Annotated in this window: 17 protein-coding genes; 7 read left to right on the top strand and 10 right to left on the bottom strand. The window is 71.0% G+C overall.

What is annotated here, in order from left to right; translation table 11 throughout:
- Window positions 1–43: 43 nt before the first annotated feature.
- Window positions 44–2,242, bottom strand: a complete 2,199-nt coding sequence (recG, locus tag OHU89_RS34955; protein WP_405648944.1) for an ATP-dependent DNA helicase RecG — start codon at window positions 2,240–2,242, stop codon at window positions 44–46.
- Window positions 2,243–2,405: 163 nt separating this feature from the next.
- Between recG and OHU89_RS34950 the strand changes: the two genes are divergently transcribed.
- Window positions 2,406–4,244, top strand: a complete 1,839-nt coding sequence (locus OHU89_RS34950) for an HSP90 family protein (protein WP_405648943.1) — start codon at window positions 2,406–2,408, stop codon at window positions 4,242–4,244.
- Complete coding sequence (locus OHU89_RS34945; RefSeq protein WP_405648942.1) at window positions 4,244–7,621, top strand: tetratricopeptide repeat protein; 3,378 nt, start codon at window positions 4,244–4,246, stop codon at window positions 7,619–7,621. Before OHU89_RS34950 ends, OHU89_RS34945 begins: the two co-directional genes overlap by 1 nt.
- 3 nt (window positions 7,622–7,624) lie before the next feature.
- On the opposite strand, the gene OHU89_RS34940 is transcribed toward OHU89_RS34945, so the two are convergent.
- Complete coding sequence (locus OHU89_RS34940; RefSeq protein ID WP_405648941.1) at window positions 7,625–9,514, bottom strand: DAK2 domain-containing protein; 1,890 nt, start codon at window positions 9,512–9,514, stop codon at window positions 7,625–7,627.
- Window positions 9,515–9,773: 259 nt separating this feature from the next.
- Here OHU89_RS34940 and rpmB point away from each other — a divergent pair, with 259 nt between their 5' ends.
- Window positions 9,774–9,959, top strand: a complete 186-nt coding sequence (gene rpmB / locus OHU89_RS34935) for a 50S ribosomal protein L28 (RefSeq protein WP_003973430.1) — start codon at window positions 9,774–9,776, stop codon at window positions 9,957–9,959.
- Between the two features lie 115 nt (window positions 9,960–10,074).
- On the opposite strand, the gene thiD is transcribed toward rpmB, so the two are convergent.
- Both thiD and OHU89_RS34925 read right to left on the bottom strand, forming a co-directional pair.
- Window positions 10,075–10,893 (bottom strand): bifunctional hydroxymethylpyrimidine kinase/phosphomethylpyrimidine kinase, encoded by an 819-nt coding sequence (gene thiD / locus OHU89_RS34930; protein WP_405648940.1) that lies wholly within the window; start codon window positions 10,891–10,893, stop codon window positions 10,075–10,077.
- Window positions 10,890–11,855, bottom strand: a complete 966-nt coding sequence (locus tag OHU89_RS34925) for a thiamine-phosphate kinase (RefSeq protein WP_266887579.1) — start codon at window positions 11,853–11,855, stop codon at window positions 10,890–10,892. Before OHU89_RS34925 ends, thiD begins: the two co-directional genes overlap by 4 nt.
- Window positions 11,856–12,061: 206 nt before the next feature.
- On the opposite strand from OHU89_RS34925, the gene OHU89_RS34920 reads away from it, so the two are divergent.
- Together OHU89_RS34920 and OHU89_RS34915 are read left to right on the top strand one after the other, a co-directional pair.
- A complete protein-coding gene (locus OHU89_RS34920) occupies window positions 12,062–12,295 on the top strand; it encodes an Lrp/AsnC family transcriptional regulator (protein ID WP_020121007.1) in 234 nt (77 codons plus the stop codon).
- 20 nt (window positions 12,296–12,315) lie between these two features.
- Window positions 12,316–12,819, top strand: coding sequence for a DUF3515 domain-containing protein (locus OHU89_RS34915; protein ID WP_405648939.1), 504 nt, complete (start codon window positions 12,316–12,318; stop codon window positions 12,817–12,819).
- 25 nt (window positions 12,820–12,844) lie between these two features.
- Here the strand turns inward: OHU89_RS34915 and OHU89_RS34910 are convergent, their stop codons facing one another.
- Genes OHU89_RS34910 through OHU89_RS34900 form a run of 3 tightly spaced genes read right to left on the bottom strand, consistent with a single transcriptional unit; the run spans window position 12,845 to window position 15,845 of the window.
- On the bottom strand, window positions 12,845–14,002 hold the full coding sequence (locus OHU89_RS34910) for a D-alanine--D-alanine ligase family protein (protein ID WP_405648938.1): 1,158 nt from the start codon (window positions 14,000–14,002) through the stop codon (window positions 12,845–12,847).
- A 59-nt stretch (window positions 14,003–14,061) separates the two neighbouring features.
- On the bottom strand, window positions 14,062–15,072 hold the full coding sequence (locus OHU89_RS34905) for an NAD(P)H-dependent glycerol-3-phosphate dehydrogenase (protein WP_405648937.1): 1,011 nt from the start codon (window positions 15,070–15,072) through the stop codon (window positions 14,062–14,064).
- Window positions 15,069–15,845 (bottom strand): lysophospholipid acyltransferase family protein, encoded by a 777-nt coding sequence (locus OHU89_RS34900; protein WP_405648936.1) that lies wholly within the window; start codon window positions 15,843–15,845, stop codon window positions 15,069–15,071. Before OHU89_RS34900 ends, OHU89_RS34905 begins: the two co-directional genes overlap by 4 nt.
- A gap of 154 nt (window positions 15,846–15,999) precedes the next feature.
- Between OHU89_RS34900 and cofC the strand changes: the two genes are divergently transcribed.
- A complete protein-coding gene (gene cofC / locus OHU89_RS34895) occupies window positions 16,000–16,638 on the top strand; it encodes a 2-phospho-L-lactate guanylyltransferase (RefSeq protein WP_405648935.1) in 639 nt (212 codons plus the stop codon).
- Between the two features lie 94 nt (window positions 16,639–16,732).
- Window positions 16,733–16,936 carry a hypothetical protein gene (locus OHU89_RS34890; RefSeq protein WP_405648934.1) on the top strand — a complete coding sequence of 68 codons (204 nt, stop codon included), beginning with the start codon at window positions 16,733–16,735 and terminating at the stop codon, window positions 16,934–16,936.
- Between the two features lie 75 nt (window positions 16,937–17,011).
- Here the strand turns inward: OHU89_RS34890 and OHU89_RS34885 are convergent, their stop codons facing one another.
- The 3 genes from OHU89_RS34885 to leuD form a co-directional block, all read right to left on the bottom strand.
- Entirely contained in the window at window positions 17,012–17,665 is a 654-nt protein-coding gene (locus OHU89_RS34885) for an HU family DNA-binding protein (RefSeq protein ID WP_405648932.1), read from the bottom strand.
- 137 nt (window positions 17,666–17,802) lie between these two features.
- Window positions 17,803–18,033: a hypothetical protein gene (locus tag OHU89_RS34880; protein WP_046258874.1), complete on the bottom strand. Its 231-nt coding sequence runs from the start codon at window positions 18,031–18,033 to the stop codon at window positions 17,803–17,805.
- A 265-nt stretch (window positions 18,034–18,298) separates the two neighbouring features.
- On the bottom strand, window positions 18,299–18,892 hold the full coding sequence (gene leuD / locus OHU89_RS34875; RefSeq protein ID WP_266887598.1) for a 3-isopropylmalate dehydratase small subunit: 594 nt from the start codon (window positions 18,890–18,892) through the stop codon (window positions 18,299–18,301).
- Between the last annotated feature and the right edge of the window lie 5 nt (window positions 18,893–18,897).

Here is an 18,897-nt window from a genome sequence, read left to right as displayed (position 1 = left end):
TGTGGCTGGTCGCGCAGTTCCCCGCGCCCCTGGCAAGTCTCCCTCACCCCTTTTCCAAGTACTGCTCTCTCTCCTCGTCCAGGAGGGCGTCCAGGGCTGTGCGCAGGCCGGGGAGGTTGGTGAGCTCCGGATCCGCCGCCACCACTGCCGCCGCCTCCTCCCTCGCCTCCGCGATGATCTCCTCGTCCTCGATGACGGCCAGCATGCGCAGGCTGGTGCGGGCACCGGACTGGGCCTGGCCTAGGACGTCGCCCTCCCGGCGCTGTTCGAGGTCGATACGGGAGAGTTCGAAGCCGTCGAGGGTGGCGGCGACGGCGTTGAGGCGCTGGCGGGCGGGGCTGGCCTCGGGCATCTCGGTGACCAGGAGGCAGAGGCCGGCCGCCGAGCCGCGGCCCACGCGGCCGCGGAGCTGGTGGAGCTGGGAGACACCGAACCGGTCGGCGTCCATGATCACCATGGCGGTGGCGTTCGGGACGTTGACGCCGACCTCGATGACCGTGGTGGCGACCAGGACATGCGTCTCACCGGCGGCGAAGCGGCGCATGACCGCGTCCTTGTCGTCGGGGTGCATCCGCCCGTGCAGGACCTCGACGCGCAGGCCCTGCAGCGGACCCTTGGCCAGCTGGTCCGCCACCTCGAGAACGGCCAGCGGCGGGCGCTTCTCGGCTTCGTCCTCGGCGGACTTCTTCTTTTTCGGATCCACCTCCTCGTCGCCGATGCGGGGGCAGACGACGTACCCCTGGTGGCCGTTCTCGACCTCTTCCCGTACGCGTTCCCAGGCCCGGGCCAGGAAGTGGGGCTTGTCGGCGGCCGGGACCACATGGCTGGCGATCGGGGAGCGCCCCGCCGGGAGCTGGTCCAGGACCGAGGTCTCCAGGTCGCCGAAGACCGTCATGGCGACCGTGCGCGGAATGGGGGTGGCGGTCATGACGAGGAGGTGGGGCGGCTGTTTGCCCTTGCCGCGCAGGGCGTCCCGCTGTTCCACGCCGAAGCGGTGCTGTTCGTCCACGACGACGAGTCCGAGGTCGTGGAACTGCACCTTGTCCTCGATCAACGCGTGCGTGCCGATGACGATCCCGGCGTCCGCGGTGACGAGGTCGAGCAGGGCCTGGCGACGGGCGGCCATACCCATCGAGCCGGTCAGGAGCACCACCTTCGTGGCGTGTTCGGACCCGCCCAGCATTCCGCCCTCGGCCAGCTCACCCATCATCTCGACGATCGAGCGGTGGTGCTGCTGGGCGAGGACCTCGGTGGGGGCGAGCATGGCGGCCTGACCGCCGGCGTCGACGACGGCGAGCATGGCTCTGAGGGCCACCATCGTTTTCCCGGAGCCCACTTCTCCCTGCAGCAGCCGGTGCATCGGGTGCTCCGTGGCCAGGTCGTCGAAGATCTCCTTGGAGACCTTCTGCTGGCCCTCGGTGAGGGTGAAGGGGAGGCGTGCGTCGAAGGCGGTCAGGAGGCCGTCCGGCTTGGGTTTGCGGGCCACTGCGGGGAGTTGGGCGTCGGCGTGGCGGCGGCGGGCGAGGGCGACCTGGAGGACGAAGGCCTCGTCCCACTTGAGGCGGGAGCGGGCGTCCTCGATGTCGGCCTTGGTGTGCGGGCGGTGGATCTTGAGCAGGGCCTCGGGGAGGGGGACCAGGCCACGGCCGTCACGGAGGGAGTCCGGGAGGGGGTCCACCGCCTCCTGGGCGCTGGGGAGGACCGTCTGGATCGCCTTGCCGATCTTCCAGGACTCCAGCTTGGCCGTGGCGGGGTAGATGGGGATCAGGGCGCCGGCCCAGGTCTCCACCGTCTCCTCCGCTTCTCCGCGCAGCAACTCATAGGCAGGGTGCGCCAGTTGGAGGCGGCGGTTGAAGACCGAGACCTTGCCCGAGAACATCGCGCGGGTGCCCGGCAGGAGGTCCTTGTGGGGCTTGTGGACGCCGGCGCCGAAGAAGACCAGCTGGAGGCGGCCGTTGCCGTCGGTGATGGTCACCTCCAGGCGCTGTCCCTTGCCGCGGGGGGCCTTGGCCGAGGCGAAGGTGTGCAGACGGGCGTCGGCGACCTGGGCGACCACGGTGACGTGCTCGTCCATGGGGAGGTCGGCCAGGTGTGTGAGCTGGCCCCGCTCCTCGTATCTGCGCGGGTAGTGGTGCAGGAGGTCGCCGACGGTGTGCAGGCCGAGATGCTCGGCCATCACCTTCGCGGTGGGTGGGCCGAGCACCTTTTTCAGTGGTTCTTCGAGTGCGGGCACGAGATCCATTGCACACCACCCCACTGACATTGCCGTATACGTCTCGGGAAACCCCTGGTCAGACGGGCTGTTCCGGCTCTAGGATGACGCGCTCCGGCCATCCCGCGGTCACCGCCCCACCGGGACCGCCCTACCCCGCGCCGAAGACCTCCCCACCCTCGGCGTTGCAGCGATGGACTCCCAGACCTCACAGTCATCCCAGGCATCCCCGTCACCTCATACGTTCCAGGTCGACCTGCGTGGCCTGGTGGACCTGCTGTCCCATCACCTCTACTCCAGTCCGAAGGTCTATCTGCGCGAGCTGCTGCAGAACGCCGTGGACGCCATCACCGCCCGGCGCGCCGAACAGCCCGACGCCCCGGCGAAGGTGAGGCTCTACGCCCAGGAGGGCACCCTGCGGGTCGAGGACTCCGGCGTGGGGCTCACCGAGGCGGATGTGCACACCCTGCTGGCGACCATCGGCCGCAGCTCGAAGCGGGCCGACGGACTGCAGGATGGGCTCCAGGAGGTCCGCTCCGACTTCCTCGGCCAGTTCGGCATCGGCCTGCTCGCCTGTTTCGTGGTGGCCGAGCGGATCCGGGTCGTCAGCCGCAGTGCCCGTACGCCCGAGGCGGCGCCCGTGGAGTGGACGGCGAGCGAGGACGGTTCGTACACCGTACGGACGTTGACGCACGAGGCCCGTCCCGAGCCCGGTACCACCGTGCATCTGACGGCTCGGGCGGGAGCCGGGGAGTGGCTCACCCCCGAGCGGGTCCTCACGCTGGCGCGGGACTTCGGCTCGCTGCTGCCGTACGACGTGCGGGTGGGCGACGAGGCGGTCACCGACCTGCCGGCGCCCTGGGACCGGCCCTACCCCTCCCCCGCCACCCGAAGGGTGGCCCTGGCGCGGCACTGCCACGACCTCTTCGGGTTCACCCCGCTGGACTCGATCGAGCTGACCGTGCCGCTCGCCGGGATCCGCGGGATGGCGTACGTGCTGCCCTCGGCGGTCAGTCCGGCCACGCGCGCGACGCATCGCGTCCACCTCAAGGGCATGCTGCTGACCGAGCGCGCCGAACAGCTGCTGCCGGACTGGGCGTTCTTCGTGCGCTGCGTCCTGGACACGGACAGTCTCCGGCCGACGGCCTCGCGGGAGTCGCTGTACGAGGACGAGACGCTGGCGGCCGTGCGGGAGGCGCTGGGCGAGAAGATCCGGTCCTGGCTGACGGGGCTGGCCGCCGGTGATCCGGAGCGGCTGGCGGCCTTCCTCTCCGTGCACCACCTGGGCGTGAAGTCGCTGGCCCGGCACGACAGGGACATGCTGCGCACGATGCTGCCGTGGCTGCCCTTCGAGACGACCGACGGACAGCTGTCCCTGGAGGAGTTCGCACAGCGGCACCCCGTCGTGCACTTCACACGGACCGTGGAGGAGTACCGGCAGGTCGCGCCGATCGCGTCCGCCCAGGGCGTGGGGGTGGTCAACGGCGGTTACACGTACGACAGCGACCTGGTCGAGGCGCTGCCGTCGGTGCGGCCGGGGACGGTGGTCGCCGAGCTGGACACCGACACCGTGACCGCGCACCTGGACGCGGTCGACCCGGCCGACGAGCTGGCGCTGTCCGGCTTCCTGGCGGCCGCGCGGGCCAGACTCGACCCGCTGGGCTGTGACGTCGTACTGCGTGCGTTCCGCCCGCTCTCCGTGCCCGCGCTGCACCTGGACGACCGGTCCGCCCGGCACGAGCAGGCGCGCGCGGAGGCCGAGGCGCAGGCCGACGATCTGTGGGCGGGCATCCTCGGCTCGCTGCGCGGCAGCGCGCCACGCGCGCGTCTGGTGCTCAATCACCTCAATCCGCTGATCCGGCGGATCAGTTCACTCGGCGATCCGGAGCTGATCGGCACCGCGACGGAGTCCCTGTACGGACAGGCGCTGCTGATGGCGCAGCGGCCGCTCAGGCCCGCGGACTCGGCATTGCTGAACCGGGCCTTCATGGGCCTACTGGAGTGGGCCACGAACGGCGAGGAGGGGCGCTGATGAGCGAGATCACGGACTTCGACACCCTGCGCCGGGCGATGGCCGAGAACAGCGAGCAGCCGGAGGGTCCCGCCCGCAACGCGCGCGCGGAGCAGCTGCTGGTGGCGGCCGAGAAGCTGAACGTCCCGCTCGCCGTGATCGAGGCGCTCGGACACCAGCTGAAGGTCTACAACTACAGCTCCGAGAAGGACAAGATGTTCGTCCCCTTCGCGCGTCTGCTGCGCATGTGGGACGAGCGGCCCGAGGACTTCGACGAGTACGAGACCCACACCCTGCACTGGGTCTTCAAGTGGATGTCGTCCGGCATGCTCGACCAGCCGCATGTGCCGCTCGCCTCCATCGAGAAGTGGCTCGGCGAGATGGAGCACCGCTACCGGCTCGCCGGTCACTCCGAACGAGCCGTGCGCAGCGCCGAGTTCAACGTCGCCGCGCACATCGGGGACCTGCCGCGCGCGGAGCGGGCGTACGCCGCGTGGCTCGTCGCCGACCGGGACCGCATGGCCGACTGCCACGCGTGCGAGCTGCACGGGCAGGGCTGGTGGCAGAGCGAGCGGAGCCGGGACGCGGAGGCGCTCGAGCTGTGGGCGCCGGTCCTGGAGGGCGAGCTCAGTTGCGCGCACGAGCCGCACACCTCCCTCGCGGCCTCCCTGCTGCCCCTGCTGCGCCTCGGCCGCGTCGACGAGGCGCGCGCGAACCATCTGCGGGGCTTCCGGCTCGTACGGGCCATGGAGAGCATGCGCGGTGCCTACGCGGACCACGTCGAGTTCTGTGCCCTGAGCGGCAACGAGGCGCGCGGTCTGGAGCTGCTCGCGGAGCGGCCCGCGTACTTCACGGACACCGGGCATCCGCGCAGCGGGCTGGAGTTCCTGAGCGTGGTGGCGCTGCTCATGGACCGGCTGACCGGGCTGGGCCTCGGCGACCGTCAGGTGCCGGGACCGGCCGGCCGTTCGTGGACGGCCCGCGAACTCGCCACGCACGCGCGTGCGGAGGCCCTCGACCTGGCCGGCCGCTTCGACGCGCGCAACGGCACGGCACACGTCAGCGAGCGGGCACGCGCGCGTATGGCACAGGAGCCGCTGGTGGAGCGATTGCCGCTGGGGGTGCGGTCGGTAAGGACGGCCGCCCCGGTGGTCGCGTCCCCCGTGGTCGCGCCGGAGGCCGCGGAGCCGGATCTGGCGGCTCTGATCGCCGAGGCGCGGCGGCTGTCGGACGGTCTGCTGCCGAACGCCGTCGAGGCATGGGTGGCGGTCTCGCGGGCGGCGCAGGACGTCGAACTGGACCCGCGCGACCGGGCGGAGATCGCCGACCATCAGGCCATGGACCTCGGCCCCGAGGGCATCGAGCTGTTCGAGCGTGCCGCCGAGCTGTACACGGAGGCGGGCGATCCTGGCGAGGCGCTGGCCGCACGCGCGCGTGGGGCGTTCGTCCGCTCACTCGCGGGCGACATGGCCGCGGCGCTCACGGCGATCGCCGGCCCGTACGACGAGATCCTCGCGCTCTACGCCGAGGACGGCACCGGCGTACGCCAGACGGCGTCGGTGCTGATGGCGCGGGCGCGGATCCTGATGCGGCGGGTGCAGGAGGCCGGGGAGGCGCCGGAGGGGAACGGCGACGGGATGCCGGGCGAGCAGGCGGGCACCGACGGGGTGAGTCCCGTCGGGGAGGACCCTGCCGGGGACGGGGCGCCGACATCGGCCGAGACTCCCGTGGACGGCCCTGTCAGGGACGGCCTCCCGTCGAGTGGCGCCCTTGGTGGCGCTGCCCGCCAGGGTGAGATGCCGGGCGACGGTTCGGCGGACGGCGGGGTTTCGGGCGACGACTCGACGGCAGCGGGGGCCCCGAACGGCGCCGCGACGGCTGCCAGGGGCTCGGACGGCGACCCGAAGACTGCCGAGGTCCCGAACAGCGACCCGACAACAGCCACGGCCCCAGAAGACAACCCGACGCCAACCACGGCCCCGGGCGGCAACCTGACAGCAGCCGGGGTCTCGGGCGGTAACCCGACAGCAGCCGAGGTCTCAGGCCGCCGTCCCTCCATGGCCTCCCTCCAAGCCGACGCCGACGCCGCCGTACGGGAGGTGCTCGCGCTCGTCGACGGGCGGGCCGGGGACGATGTGCAGCTCGGGTCGCGGGCCGCCGAGGCGTGGGCGATGTTCGCGGAGCTGGCCGTCGGCGCCGGGGAGCTGAGGACCGGGGCGGACCTGTTCCGGCATGCCGCGGAGGGGTTCGTGGCGGCCGGGCTGCCGTGGTTCGCCGTGGAGTCCGAGGCCCGGCTGGCGCAGCTCGCCCACCATATGGGCGACGTCGCGGAGGCGGAGCGGGCACTGCGGGCCGCGTTGGAGCACGGCGGGCCGTATCTGGAGGCGGTCGGACGGGCCCAGCTGCACCTCCAGCTCGCCGAGGTGCTTGGCGGCAGAGGGCTGGTCGAGGAGGCCGCCGAGCATGCCCTGGAGGCGGCGCACTGGGCCGACGGGGCCGGTGAGGGGCCGGCGCTGGGCGCGTGGGCGCGGCAGCTGCTCGGCGGGTTCCTGCTGCGGCAGGGACGGTGGGCCGAGGCCGCGGAGGTGCTGGAGTCGACGCTGCCCGACCTGGCCGCCGAGACGCATGGCGACGGCGCGGTCGTCCAGGTGCAGTGGTGGCTCGGCGACTGTCTGAGCGAGCTCGGCGAGCACCGCGCGGCGGCCGAACGGCGGCTGCAGGCGGCCGAGATCGCCAGGCTCTGGCCCGAGCAGCACGACCACGCGACGCTCGCCCATCTCGCCGGCGAGTCCCTCGGCCAGGCCGGGCTGTCCGCCGAGGCGGACCAGGCCTACACCCGCGCGGGTGAGCTGTGGCGCTCGCTCGGCGACGTCCACGGCCTGGTCCGTTCCCTGCGCGCCCGCGCGTGGCTCGCGCTGGGCACGGAGGACGGACAGGGCGACGCCCGGGAGCTGATGGCGGCCGCGGTCCGGGAGTGCGAGGAGGCGCTGGGTGCGGACGCCGCCGACGAGGAGGCCCGGCAGCGGCTCGTCGCCGAGCTCGGGCACACGCACCGGCAGTTCGGCGACCTGCTCGCCCGTTCCGCCGCCGAGGACGACGATGACGACTCCATCCGGGCCGCGATGGAGGACGCCCTGTCCCAGGTGACGGAGGCCATCGTGGTGTTCGCCTCGCTCGGCGACGACGCCCTGCACAGCCGTACCGGCGCCGAGCTCGCCGCGGGCTGGCTGGAGGCCGACCTGAGCCGCCCCGACCGGGCGGCGGCACGCGCGCGTGCGGTGCTGGCGGCGTACCAGGCATACGAGGCGCACGAGGCGTACGACGGGAGCGATGCCGACGAGACGGCGCCGGCCCGGCGGGCGGAGGCGCAGCAGATGCTCGACGTCCTGGAGGACTAGCGGCTACTCGACACCGATGAGCAGCAGGGCGCCTTGGCGTCCGCCCCGGTAGACCACCGTGTCGACGCCGAGGTGTCCCTCACGCACGCGTGCTTCGAGGTGGTCGGCGATGGACTCGGGTGCCTCGTCGCCGAGGACGAGGGTGACGAGTTCGCCGCCCGCCGAGAGCATGCGGTCCAGGACGGTCTCGGCGGCGGCGGTGACATCCGAGCCGATGACGGACACGTCGCCGTCGATGAGGCCGAGGACGTCGCCGGCCTGGCAGATGCCGGCCATGGTCCAGGACTGGCGCTCGGCGACGGCGACCTCGGCGTAGCGGGTCGCGCCGGCCGCCGAGGTCATCGACACGACGTCCTCGTCGAAGCGGCGCTCGGGCTCGTGCACGGCGAGCGCCGCGATGCCCTGGACGGCGGAGCGGGTCGGGATGAGGGCGACGCGGATGCCCTCCGCGCGGGCCTGCTCGGCCGCTGCGGCGGCGGTGTGGCGCAGGTCGGCGTCGTTGGGCAGCAGGACGACCTCGCGCGCGTGGGCCCGTCGTACGGCTTCGACCATCTCCCCGCTGGCGGGCGGCTCTCCGGGACGCGCGAGCACGGTGGTCGCGCCGGCCTCCATGTACAGCCCTGCCAGTCCCTCGCCGGGCACGACGGCGACGACGGCCCGCTGCACCCGCTCCCGCGGCGGCCACTCACCGCCCCGCGTGTGCACGTCCCCGAGCCCGAAGTGCGTGATCCGGATCCGGTACGGCCGCCCGGCCTCGACTCCCGCCTCCACCGCGGCGCCCGCGTCGTCGACGTGCACATGGACGTTCCACAGCCCGTCGCCGCCCACCACGACGAGCGAGTCCCCGAGACCGTCGAGCCGCATCCGCAGCCGGTCCACGGCGTCGTCCTCGGCCTCCAGGAGATAGATCACCTCGAAGGCGGGCCCGCCCCGTTCAAGGGGGCTGTCGGCGCACTCGTCGACGTCACCGGGGCCTACCGCCCCCGCCGTATGGGCATCGGCCCGAGCCGCTGAGCCCGAGTCGAAGGCCGCCTCGCCCCCGCCGAGGGACAGGGAGCCTCCGCGCGGATCGCCGTAGCCCGCAGAAGTGCCATCGCCAGGTGCCGCGACACCGTCGGCCGTCTCCGCGCCACCGGCGTCCACGCGCGCGTGGACAGTCCCTGAGCCCTCGTGGCCCACCCGCGCGAGCCGCCCGGGGACCGCCCCCGGCGCCTCCCCCGTGAACGTCTCCACCAACGCCCCGAGCACCACCACCAGTCCCCGTCCCCCGGCGTCGACCACCCCGGCGCGCTCCAGCACGGGCAGCTGGCCCGGAGTCGCCGCGAGAGCCTCCCGTGCCCCCTCGTAGGCGGCCCGCGCGACCACCCCGCAGCCGCCGTCGGTCGTCTCGGCCGCGTCGGCCGCCGCCGAGGCGACCGAGAGGACCGTTCCCTCGACGGGGTGAGCCACGGCCTGGCGGGCGGAGTCGGCGGCGTGCCGGAAGGCGAGCCGCAGGCCGGCCCCGTCGGTGTGAACCGTCTCACTGTCGGCGGCGAGCACCTGGGCCATGCCGCGCAGCAGCTGCGCGAGGATCGTGCCGGAGTTGCCCCGGGCGCCTATGAGGGCGCCGTGCGCCATCGCGCGCGCCGCGTCGGCCGGCGACGGCTTCCCAGCACCCCGCGCGCCGCTCAGGTGGCGTCCGGGTCCGACCTCGTGGCCCTCGAACACGGCCTCGACGGCCGCGACGGCGGACTCCATGGTCAGGTACAGGTTCGTGCCGGTGTCCCCGTCGGCGACGGGGTAGACATTGATCGCGTCGATCTCCTCGCGCGCCCGCCCCAGCGCCGTCAGCGCGAGGCCGCACCAGGTGCGTACCGCGAGAGCATCGAAGAATGTCTGCGGCACCTGCGCCACCTGCGCCTCCCTGAGCTGCCCGGATGTGGACGCAGCGTAGACCCCGGAGAGGTGTCCGCCGGAAGAGGGCCTGGAGCAGGCCCATGACCAGCCATGGTAGTTTCGTTCTACTGGCGCAGTCGTTGTATGCTGCTCCGGTTGCCCGATCCTGATCGGGCCATTTCCCCCGGCAGCGCCACTCAGATCTCTGATCCTACGATCTCGATCCCGGCACGCCGGGATCTATCCGTAAGTGCATCTGAAGTCTTTGGAGTGACCCGTGGCTGCCAACTGCGACGTCTGCGGCAAGGGGCCGGGCTTCGGCAACAACATCTCGCACTCGCACCGCCGTACGTCCCGTCGCTGGAACCCGAACATCCAGCGCGTCCGTACCGTGGTCAGCGGGACGCCGAAGCGCGTGAACGCTTGCACCTCGTGCATCAAGGCCGGCAAGGTCTCGCGCTGACGCACAGTTAAGCGCGCGGCCACTGCTGGTTCGCTGTAAGTAGCCGGTCCACCGTCAGGTGGGTCGGCTTCTTGCTGTGCCCGAGAAGCGCCCGACGGGCAGAAGGCCACGGCCGTCAGGCGGAGGCAGTGCCCGGCCCTGCCGGAGACCTGAGGGCCCACCCGTGATCCACGGGCCCGATGCCCCCGCCCAGCGCGAACCCGCTCCGGATCGCCCCGGTGACGTACTCCTTGGCCGCCGCCACCGCCTCCGGCACCGACTGCCCCTTGGCGAGGTGCGAGGCGATCGCCGAGGCGAGCGTGCAGCCCGTGCCGTGCGTGTGCCGGTTGTCGTAGCGGGGCGAGCGCAGCCAGTGCTCCTGCGAGCCGTCGGTGAGCAGATCGACGGCGTCGCCGGTGAGATGGCCGCCCTTGATGAGGGCCCACTTCGGCCCGTACGACAGGACGGCGGCCGCGGCCCGGCGCAGGTCCTCCTCGGTCTCCACCCGCACGCCGGTGAGTTGCGCCACCTCGTCGAGGTTCGGTGTCGCCACCGTGGCCACCGGCAGCAGCTTCGTGCGTACGGAGTCCAGCGCGGACGCGGCCAGCAGCGAGTCGCCGTGCTTGGAGATGCCGACCGGGTCGACGACGGCCGGGGCGTCCGTGCCGCCGATCAATTCGGCCACCGCCTCGACGAGTTCCGCCGAGGCCAGCATGCCGGTCTTCACGGCCTGTACGCCGATGTCGTCGACGACACTGCGGTACTGGGCCCGCACGGCCGCCACCGGCAGCTCCCAAGCCCCCTGCACGCCGAGGGAGTTCTGCGCGGTGACGGCCGTGACGACGCTCATGCCGTGCACGCCGAGCGCGAGCATCGTCTTCAGGTCGGCCTGGATCCCGGCGCCTCCGCCGGAGTCGGAGCCCGCGACCGTCAGCACCCTCGGCGGTGCGCTCACGACTCGATGTCCCCGAAGTGGTCCCAGCCGCCCTTGCTGGTCCAAGGCGCCCCGTCGACGGTCACCTGGGGCAGCGCCGAGGGGTTGAGGACCTCGCCGATGACCTTCCAGCGGGCCGGCAGCTTCACGTCCGGCGGGAAGGTCGCCACGATCGCGTGGTCCTCTCCCCCGGTGAGCACCCACTGCATGGGGTCGACGCCGACGGCCTGCCCGATGTCGTTCATCTGGGACGGGATGTCGATCGCGCCGGAACGGATGTCGATACGGACCTTGCTGGCCTCGGCGATGTGCCCGAGGTCGGCGATCAGCCCGTCGCTCACGTCGCACATCGCGGTCGCGCCGAGCCCGGCTGCCGCGGGGCCCGCGTGGTACGGCGGTTCGGGGCGCCGGTGCGCCTCCACGAAGGCGCGCGGCGAGCGGAAGCCGCGGGAGAGCACCGCGAACCCGGCCGCGGACCAGCCCAGCCAGCCGGTCACCGCGACGAGGTCGCCGGGCTGTGCGCCGCCGCGCGTCACGGGCTCCTGGTTGCGCAGATCGCCGAGCGCGGTGATGGAGACCATGATCGTGTCTCCTCGTACGACATCCCCGCCCACGACCGACGCGCCCGCCACCTGGCACTCGTCCCGCAGCCCGTCCATCAGCTCGCTCGCCCAGGTGACCGGGAGTTCGGCCGGTACGACCAGACCGAGCAGGAGAGCCGTCGGTACGGCGCCCATGGCGGCGATGTCCGCGAGGTTCTGTGCGGCGGCCTTGCGGCCCACGTCGTAGGCCGTGGACCAGTCGCGGCGGAAGTGCCGTCCCTCGAGGAGGATGTCGGTGCTGGCCACGACCCGGCGGTCGGGAGCGGCCACCACCGCGGCGTCGTCGCCGGGGCCGACCCGGACCGCCGGGGTGGTGGTGAGACGGGAGGTGAGCTCCCTGATGAGCCCGAACTCCCCGAGCTCACCAACAGTGCCCTTCATTGCCCTTTCGCCCCTTCTGTCCCTTGTTGTGCCCGGTCGCGCGTGACCAGTGTCCTCGATACGGTCGAAGAGACCGTCAACTTCTGTCATTGCCTGCCCCCGGCGCGGAGGCCGCCTGCCCCGCAGGTCTCCCCGCGGCGAGCGGCGACGCGATACCGTGGCGTTCCTTTTCCCCACATGATCCTCGTGGCCGCCCTGGAGGTTCCGTGGTACAGGCGTACATCCTGATCCAGACGGAGGTCGGCAAAGCGTCGACCGTCGCCGAGACGATCAGCAAGATTCCTGGGGTGATCCAGGCCGAGGACGTGACAGGACCCTATGACGTGATCGTGCGGGCGCAGGCCGACACCGTGGACGACCTGGGCCGCTTGGTGGTCGCGAAGGTCCAGCAAGTGGACGGCATCACTCGCACCCTGACCTGCCCGGTCGTCCATCTGTAGCCCCCGTCTACCCTTGGCCGGTGAACTTCTTCCGTCATCGGCACCGCACTGTCCTCGGGCTGCCCGCCCTGGCCCTGCTGATCGTCACCACAGGGTGCTCCTCAGCAGACGACAGTGACTCGGTGACGGTTCCCAGCCCCACGGCGAAGGTCGCGAAGCTGTGCCGAAACCTGGACAGTGTCCTGCCGGACAAGGTCGACGGTCTCGACCGGCATGATCCCGAGCCCGCGTCCGCGCTGACGGCGGGCTGGGGAAGCCCGGCGATCATACTGCGCTGCGGTGTCGTCCGGCCGCCGAAGATGGTCGACCCCAAGGTCGCGACCGGAAGCGACCCCAAGGCGATAGCGGGCGAGGTGAACGGCGTCGAGTGGCTCATGGAGAAGCAGGACGACGGATCGACCCGCTTCACCACGGCCAACCGCCAGGCGTACGTCGAGGTGACGGTGCCCGAGGGGCGGAACACCGCGGGGATGCTGACCGACATGGCTTCGTCGGTCAAGAAAGCGATCCCCTTCGGGAAGTGAGCCCCACGGCTTCCCGGAGGGGCTGCTAACGCAGGCCCGTGGAACGCCGGAGCGCCGCCTGGATCAGGAGGTCCACCAGCTCCGGGTAGCTGATCCCGGTCGCCTGCCACATCTGCGGGTACATCGAGATCGGGGTGAAGCCCGGCATCGTGTTGATCTCGTTGATGACGAACTCCCCGTCCTCCGTGAGGAAGAAGTCCGCGCGCACCAGGCCCTCGCAGGACGCCGCGTCGAAGGCCGCCACGGCGAGGCGCTGGACCTCCGCCGTCTCCTCGGGGGTCAGCGGGGCCGGGACGATGCCCGGGGTGGAGTCGATGTACTTGGCCTCGAAGTCGTAGTACGCGTGCGCGTCCGGCGGCGGGATCTCCGCGGGGACCGAGGCCCGCGGGCCATCCTCGAACTCCAGGACACCGCACTCGATCTCACGGCCGCGCAGCGCCGCCTCGACGAGGATCTTCGGGTCGTGCCGCTGGGCCTCGGCGATCGCCTCGTCCAGCCCGGACAGGTCGTCGACCTTGGTGATGCCGATCGACGAACCCGCACGCGCGGGCTTCACGAACAGCGGCCAGCCGTGCTCGCCGGCCAGGTCGACGATCTTCTTGCGGGCGGCCGACTCGTCCTGCTCCCACTCACGGGGCCGAATCACCACGTACGGGCCGACCTTGAGCCCGAAGGAGGTGAACACCCGCTTCATGTACTCCTTGTCCTGGCCGACGGCCGAGGCGAGCACGCCCGAGCCGACGTACGGGACACCGGAGAGCTCGAGCAGGCCCTGGAGGGTGCCGTCCTCGCCGTAGGGGCCGTGCAGGACGGGGAAGACGACGTCGACCTCGCCGAGTGCCTTGGGCACCGATCCCGGCTCGCTGTAGACGACTTCACGGTTCGCGGGGTCGACGGGGAGCACCACGCCGCCCTCCGGCGACTCGGCGAGCTCCTCGATGTCCGGCGTACGGCGGTCGGTGATCGCCATGCGTTCCGGTTCGTCGGCGATGAGGGCCCAACGCCCGTCCCTGGTGATGCCGATCGGCAGGACCTCGTACTTGGTCCGGTCGATGGCCTTGAGGACGGCGCCGCCGGTGACCACGGAGATCCCGTGTTCGGAGCTGCGCCCGCCGGACACGACGGCCACGCGCGGCTTGCGAGGCGGCTGCTCGGGGCTCTGGGAGAGGTTCTCGGTGCTCATATCGCGTTGAGAGTACCCGTTGGTAGAGCCCCGATACAGCGTGACTCAGGGGGCGTCGCTCAGCGTCGTTCGGGCTTCGCGCTGCGCGACATCAGCTCCTTGACGGCGACCACCGGAGGCTTGCCCTCGTGCACGATGGCGACGACCGTCTCGGTGATCGGCATGTCGACGCCATGCCTGCGCGCCAGATCCAGCACGGACTCACAGGACTTGACGCCCTCGGCGGTCTGCTTGGTGACCGCGATGGTCTCCTGCAGGGTCATGCCCTTGCCGAGGTTGGTGCCGAAGGTGTGGTTGCGGGACAGCGGCGAGGAGCAGGTCGCCACCAGGTCGCCCAGACCGGCGAGTCCGGAGAACGTCAGCGGGTCGGCGCCCATCGCCAGCCCCAGGCGCATCGTCTCGGCGAGACCGCGCGTGATGAGCGAGCCCTTGGTGTTGTCGCCGAGCCCCATGCCGTCCGCGATGCCGACGGCGAGCCCGATGACGTTCTTGACGGCACCGCCCAGCTCGCAACCGACCACGTCCGTCTCGGTGTACGGCCTGAAGTACGGCGTGTGGCAGGCCGACTGGAGCCGCCGGGCCACCGTCTCGTCCGCGCACGCGACCACCGCGGCGGCCGGCATGCGGGCCGCGATCTCGCGGGCGAGGTTGGGTCCGGTGACTACGGCGATGCGGTTCGGGCCGACCTTGGCGACATCCTCGATGACCTCGCTCATCCGCATGGCGGAGCCGAGTTCGACGCCCTTCATGAGGGAGACGAGGACCGTGTCGGGCGCGAGCAGCGGCACCCACTCGGCGAGGTTGCCGCGCAACGTCTGTGAGGGGACGGCGAGTACGGTGAAGTCGGCGTCGCGCGCGGCCTCGGCGGCGTCCGTCGTCGCCCGTAGATTTTCCGGGAGTTCGACGCCGGGCAGGTAGTCCGGGTTGGTGTGCGTGGAGTTGACCGCTTCCGCGAGTTCGGCGCGGCGGCCCCACAGGGTGACCTCGCAGCCCGCGTCGGCCAGCACCATGCCGAAGGCGGTGCCCCACGATCCGGTGCCGAAGACGGCCGCCTTGACCGGCTTGCTCACGTGCTCTGCCCCTCTTCCTGCTCGACCTTCGGCTGAGTCTGCGCGGAGGTGCTGCGCCGCTGCTCGATCCGCTCCTGGCGCGGGTCGTAGGGTGACTCGGGCGCCCTCTCGCCGCGGATCTCCTCCAGTTGGCGGGTGACCGCGGCCATGATGACCTCGGTCGCCTCCTTCAGGAGTTCCGGGCTCATCTCCTTGTCGTAGAAGCGCGAGAGGTCCACGGGGGGACCCGCGAGGACGTGCGAGGTCTTGCGGGGACGGAGGTTGAGCTTCTTGGCGTACGGCGGCAGCAGTTCGTTGGCGCCCCACTGCGCGACCGGGATCACCGGGCACTTGGTCTGCAGGGCCACGCGCGCGGCGCCGGTCTTGCCGGTCATGGGCCACTGGGCGGGGTCCCGGGTGATGGTGCCCTCGGGATAGAAGGCCACGCACTCACCGCGTTCCACGGCATCGATCGCGGCCCGGAAGGCGCTCAGCGCGTCGGTGGTCTCGCGATAGACGGGGATCTGTCCGGTGCCGCGCATGAAGGCACCGATGAAACCCTTCTTGAAAAGACCGCTCTTCGCGAGGAATCGCGGAACGCGGCCGGTGTTGTACTGAAAGTGTGCGTAGGCGAAGGGATCGACGTGCGAATTGTGGTTCACCGCGGTGATAAATCCGCCGTCGGCCGGAATGTTCTCCATTCCGCGCCAGTCCCGGTTGATCAGAACCACCAGAGGCGGTTTGGCGATCACCGCTGCGAGGCGGTACCAGAAGCCGATTCTGCGGCGGGGCACGCGGACACCTTCCTCTAGGGCCTGAGGGCCGGACAAGTGTCGCCCCAGGCCGCCCGTCTGTCGAGAACACCGTACGCCTAGCGGCGACGGCCGCCAGATGGCCCAGGTGACGGCTGAGTGACAATGCTCGCGACAAGAGAGGGACGGAACGCCCGTGCAGTGGATCTTGGTCATACCCCTGAAGCCCCTGGCGCGCGCCAAGAGCAGGCTCTCGGACACCGCCACCGACGAGTTGCGTCCGGGCCTGGCTCTCGCCTTCGCCCAGGACACGGTGGCAGCCGCGCTGGCCAGCCCTGCCGTCGGGGATGTGGCGGTCGTCACGGACGACGCCCTGGCGACGCGGGAGCTGATCGCCCTGGGCGCCCGGGTCATCCCCGACGAGCCGCGCGCGGGCCTGAACGCGGCGTTGGCGCACGGGGCCGCGACCGTACGCGCTCGGCACCCCGAAAGCGCCGTGGCAGCCCTGAATGCCGATCTGCCGGCACTGCGCCCGCTGGAATTGGCCCGGGTACTGGATGCGGCCGCCGAATTCCCCCGTGCTTTTCTCCCGGATGCGGCAGCAATCGGTACGACACTGCTGGCCGCGGGGAAGGGCCACGAATTGCGTCCCGCTTTCGGCACTGATTCCAGGGCCCGCCATCGCGCGTCAGGGGCGGTGGAGCTGTGTCTCACCGAGGTGGATTCCGTACGCCAGGACGTGGACACCGGCGAGGACCTGCGTGTGGCACTGACGCTGGGAGTGGGGCCGCGGACGGCGACTGTGTCGGCGGGGCTGTTGATTCCCGACCTCTAGGGGCGCGGGGCCGTATCGATATACGGCTCCGCCGCGTGGGCGCGACCAGCCACAACGAGCCCGCACCCGACAACGAACCACTACCCTGACGACCATGCACGCCACCGCTTACACGTACGACGCCGAAACCCGCACCGGCAGCGTGCTGCTGGACGACGGCACCCCCGTCCCCTTCGACGCCCCGGCGTTCGACGCGGGCGGGCTGAGGCTGCTGCGGCCCGGACAGCGGGTGCGGATCGAACTGGAGGGCACGAAGGACACCGCCCGCATCACCCTGGTGACCTTGCAGACCTTCTGAGAAAGCCCTTCCGAACACGCCGCGGGCCGGACTCCGACACGGAGTCCGGCCCGGCGCGTGAGTACCCCTGTGCCCCTACCTCTTGCGGGCGGTGGTCTTCTTGGCGGTGGTCGTGCGAGCCGTCGACTTCTTGGCGGGGGCCTTCTTGGCCGTCGCCTTCTTCGCCGGGGCCTTCTTGGCCGTCGCCTTCTTGGCGGCGGTCTTCTTCGCAGCGGTGGTCTTGGCGGCGCCCGTGGTCTTCTTGGCCGTCGTCTTCTTCGCCGTGGCCTTCTTCGCGGTCGCCGTGGTCTTCTTGGCGGCCGTCTTCTTCGCCGTGGTCTTCTTCGCGGCGGCCGTCGCCTTCTTCGCCGGGGCGGCCTTCTTCGCGGCGGCCTTCTTGACCGTCGCCGAAGCCCCGCCGGTCAGGCTGCCCTTGGGCGCCTTCTTGACCGCGACGTCGTTCTTCGGGAGCTTCTTCGTGCCGCTCACCAGGTCCTTGAAGCCCTGGCCCGCACGGAAGCGCGGAACGGAGGTCTTCTTGACCCGAACCCGCTCGCCCGTCTGGGGGTTGCGGGCGTAACGAGCCGGGCGGTCGACCTTCTCGAACGAACCGAAGCCGGTGACCGAGACCCGGTCCCCCGCCACGGTCGCGCGGACGATGGCGTCCAGGACCGCGTCGACCGCGTCGGCGGCCTGCTGACGGCCACCAACCTTGTCGGCAATCGCTTCTACGAGCTGCGCCTTGTTCACGTCTTCCCCTTCGGAGACATTGCCCGAACGAAACTGTTCAGGCTTTTTCGCACGTTAGGCAGATATATACCGCAAATCAAACACGAAACGGGCTTATCACCCTTGTGCCGCAACGGGTTCGACTGTCTCGGACTTGTTCAGCGTTCCTCTTCGGGGAATCGACCCGCGTCGAGGTCCGCCGTGAAGGCCTCCAGACGCCTTGCCGCATCGGCGAGATCGTGCTTGGCCGCGGCCGTAATGACCAGCAGCTTCCGGGTCAGCGCCATCCGTACGCCCTCCGGGACTTGCAGTGCACGCACTCTTGTGTGCGCTTCCTTGAGTTGGTCCGCGACTGCCGCATAGAGCTTGAGTTGGCCGTCGTGTTCCATGCACAGATTGTGCCATCTGGGGCGAGTTGTCGCCTGCTCAGGGTGCAACTGCCGCCTCAAACGGCCTTCCGGGCGCTTGCGGAAGCCGCGGCTGTACAAGTCGCGTACCCCGACAACACCCCTCCTAACGTGGGAAGTTGAGGACAGTCACGAGCGCGTGCAGGGCCGTTCGGGTGCGGACACAGCCGTACCCCCGATCGGGCTGATCGGGGGTACGGCGGGGGTGTTGCGGTGGCCGAAAGTCGACCTGTTGGACGGCTCCGGATCAGACCTCGATCGTCCGCGGCTTGTACGAGGGCCGCTTGGCCTCGTAGGTGGCGATGTCTTCCTCGTTCTGGAGGGTGATGGAGATGTCGTCCAGCCCGTTCAGCAGCCGCCAGCGGGAGTTCTCGTCCAGCTCGAAGCTCGCGGTGATGCCCTCGGCGCGCACCTCGCGGGCCTCCAGGTCGACCGTGACCTCGGTCTGGGGGTCGTTCTCCGTGAGCTCCTGGAGCGCATCCACGATCTTCTGCTCCAGAACCACCGTGAGCAGGCCGTTCTTGAGCGAGTTGCCGCGGAAGATGTCGGCGAACCGGGAGGAGATGACGGCCTTGAAGCCGTAGTTCTGCAGCGCCCACACGGCGTGCTCACGGGAGGAGCCGGTGCCGAAGTCGGGGCCGGCGACCAGAACGGTCGCGCCCTCGCGCTCGGGCTGGTTGAGGATGAATTTCTCGTCCTTGCGCCAGGCCTCGAACAGACCGTCCTCGAACCCGTCCCTGGTCACCTTCTTGAGCCAGTGAGCAGGGATGATCTGGTCGGTGTCGACGTTGGAGCGGCGCAGCGGGACGGCCCGGCCGGTGTGCGTGGTGAATGCTTCCATGACTC

The sequence above is a fragment of the Streptomyces sp. NBC_00019 genome (assembly GCF_045041015.1).
GTDB lineage: Bacteria > Actinomycetota > Actinomycetes > Streptomycetales > Streptomycetaceae > Streptomyces.
Note: the sequence above shows the minus strand (reverse complement) of the source record. Positions and strands in the feature narration are given on the sequence as shown.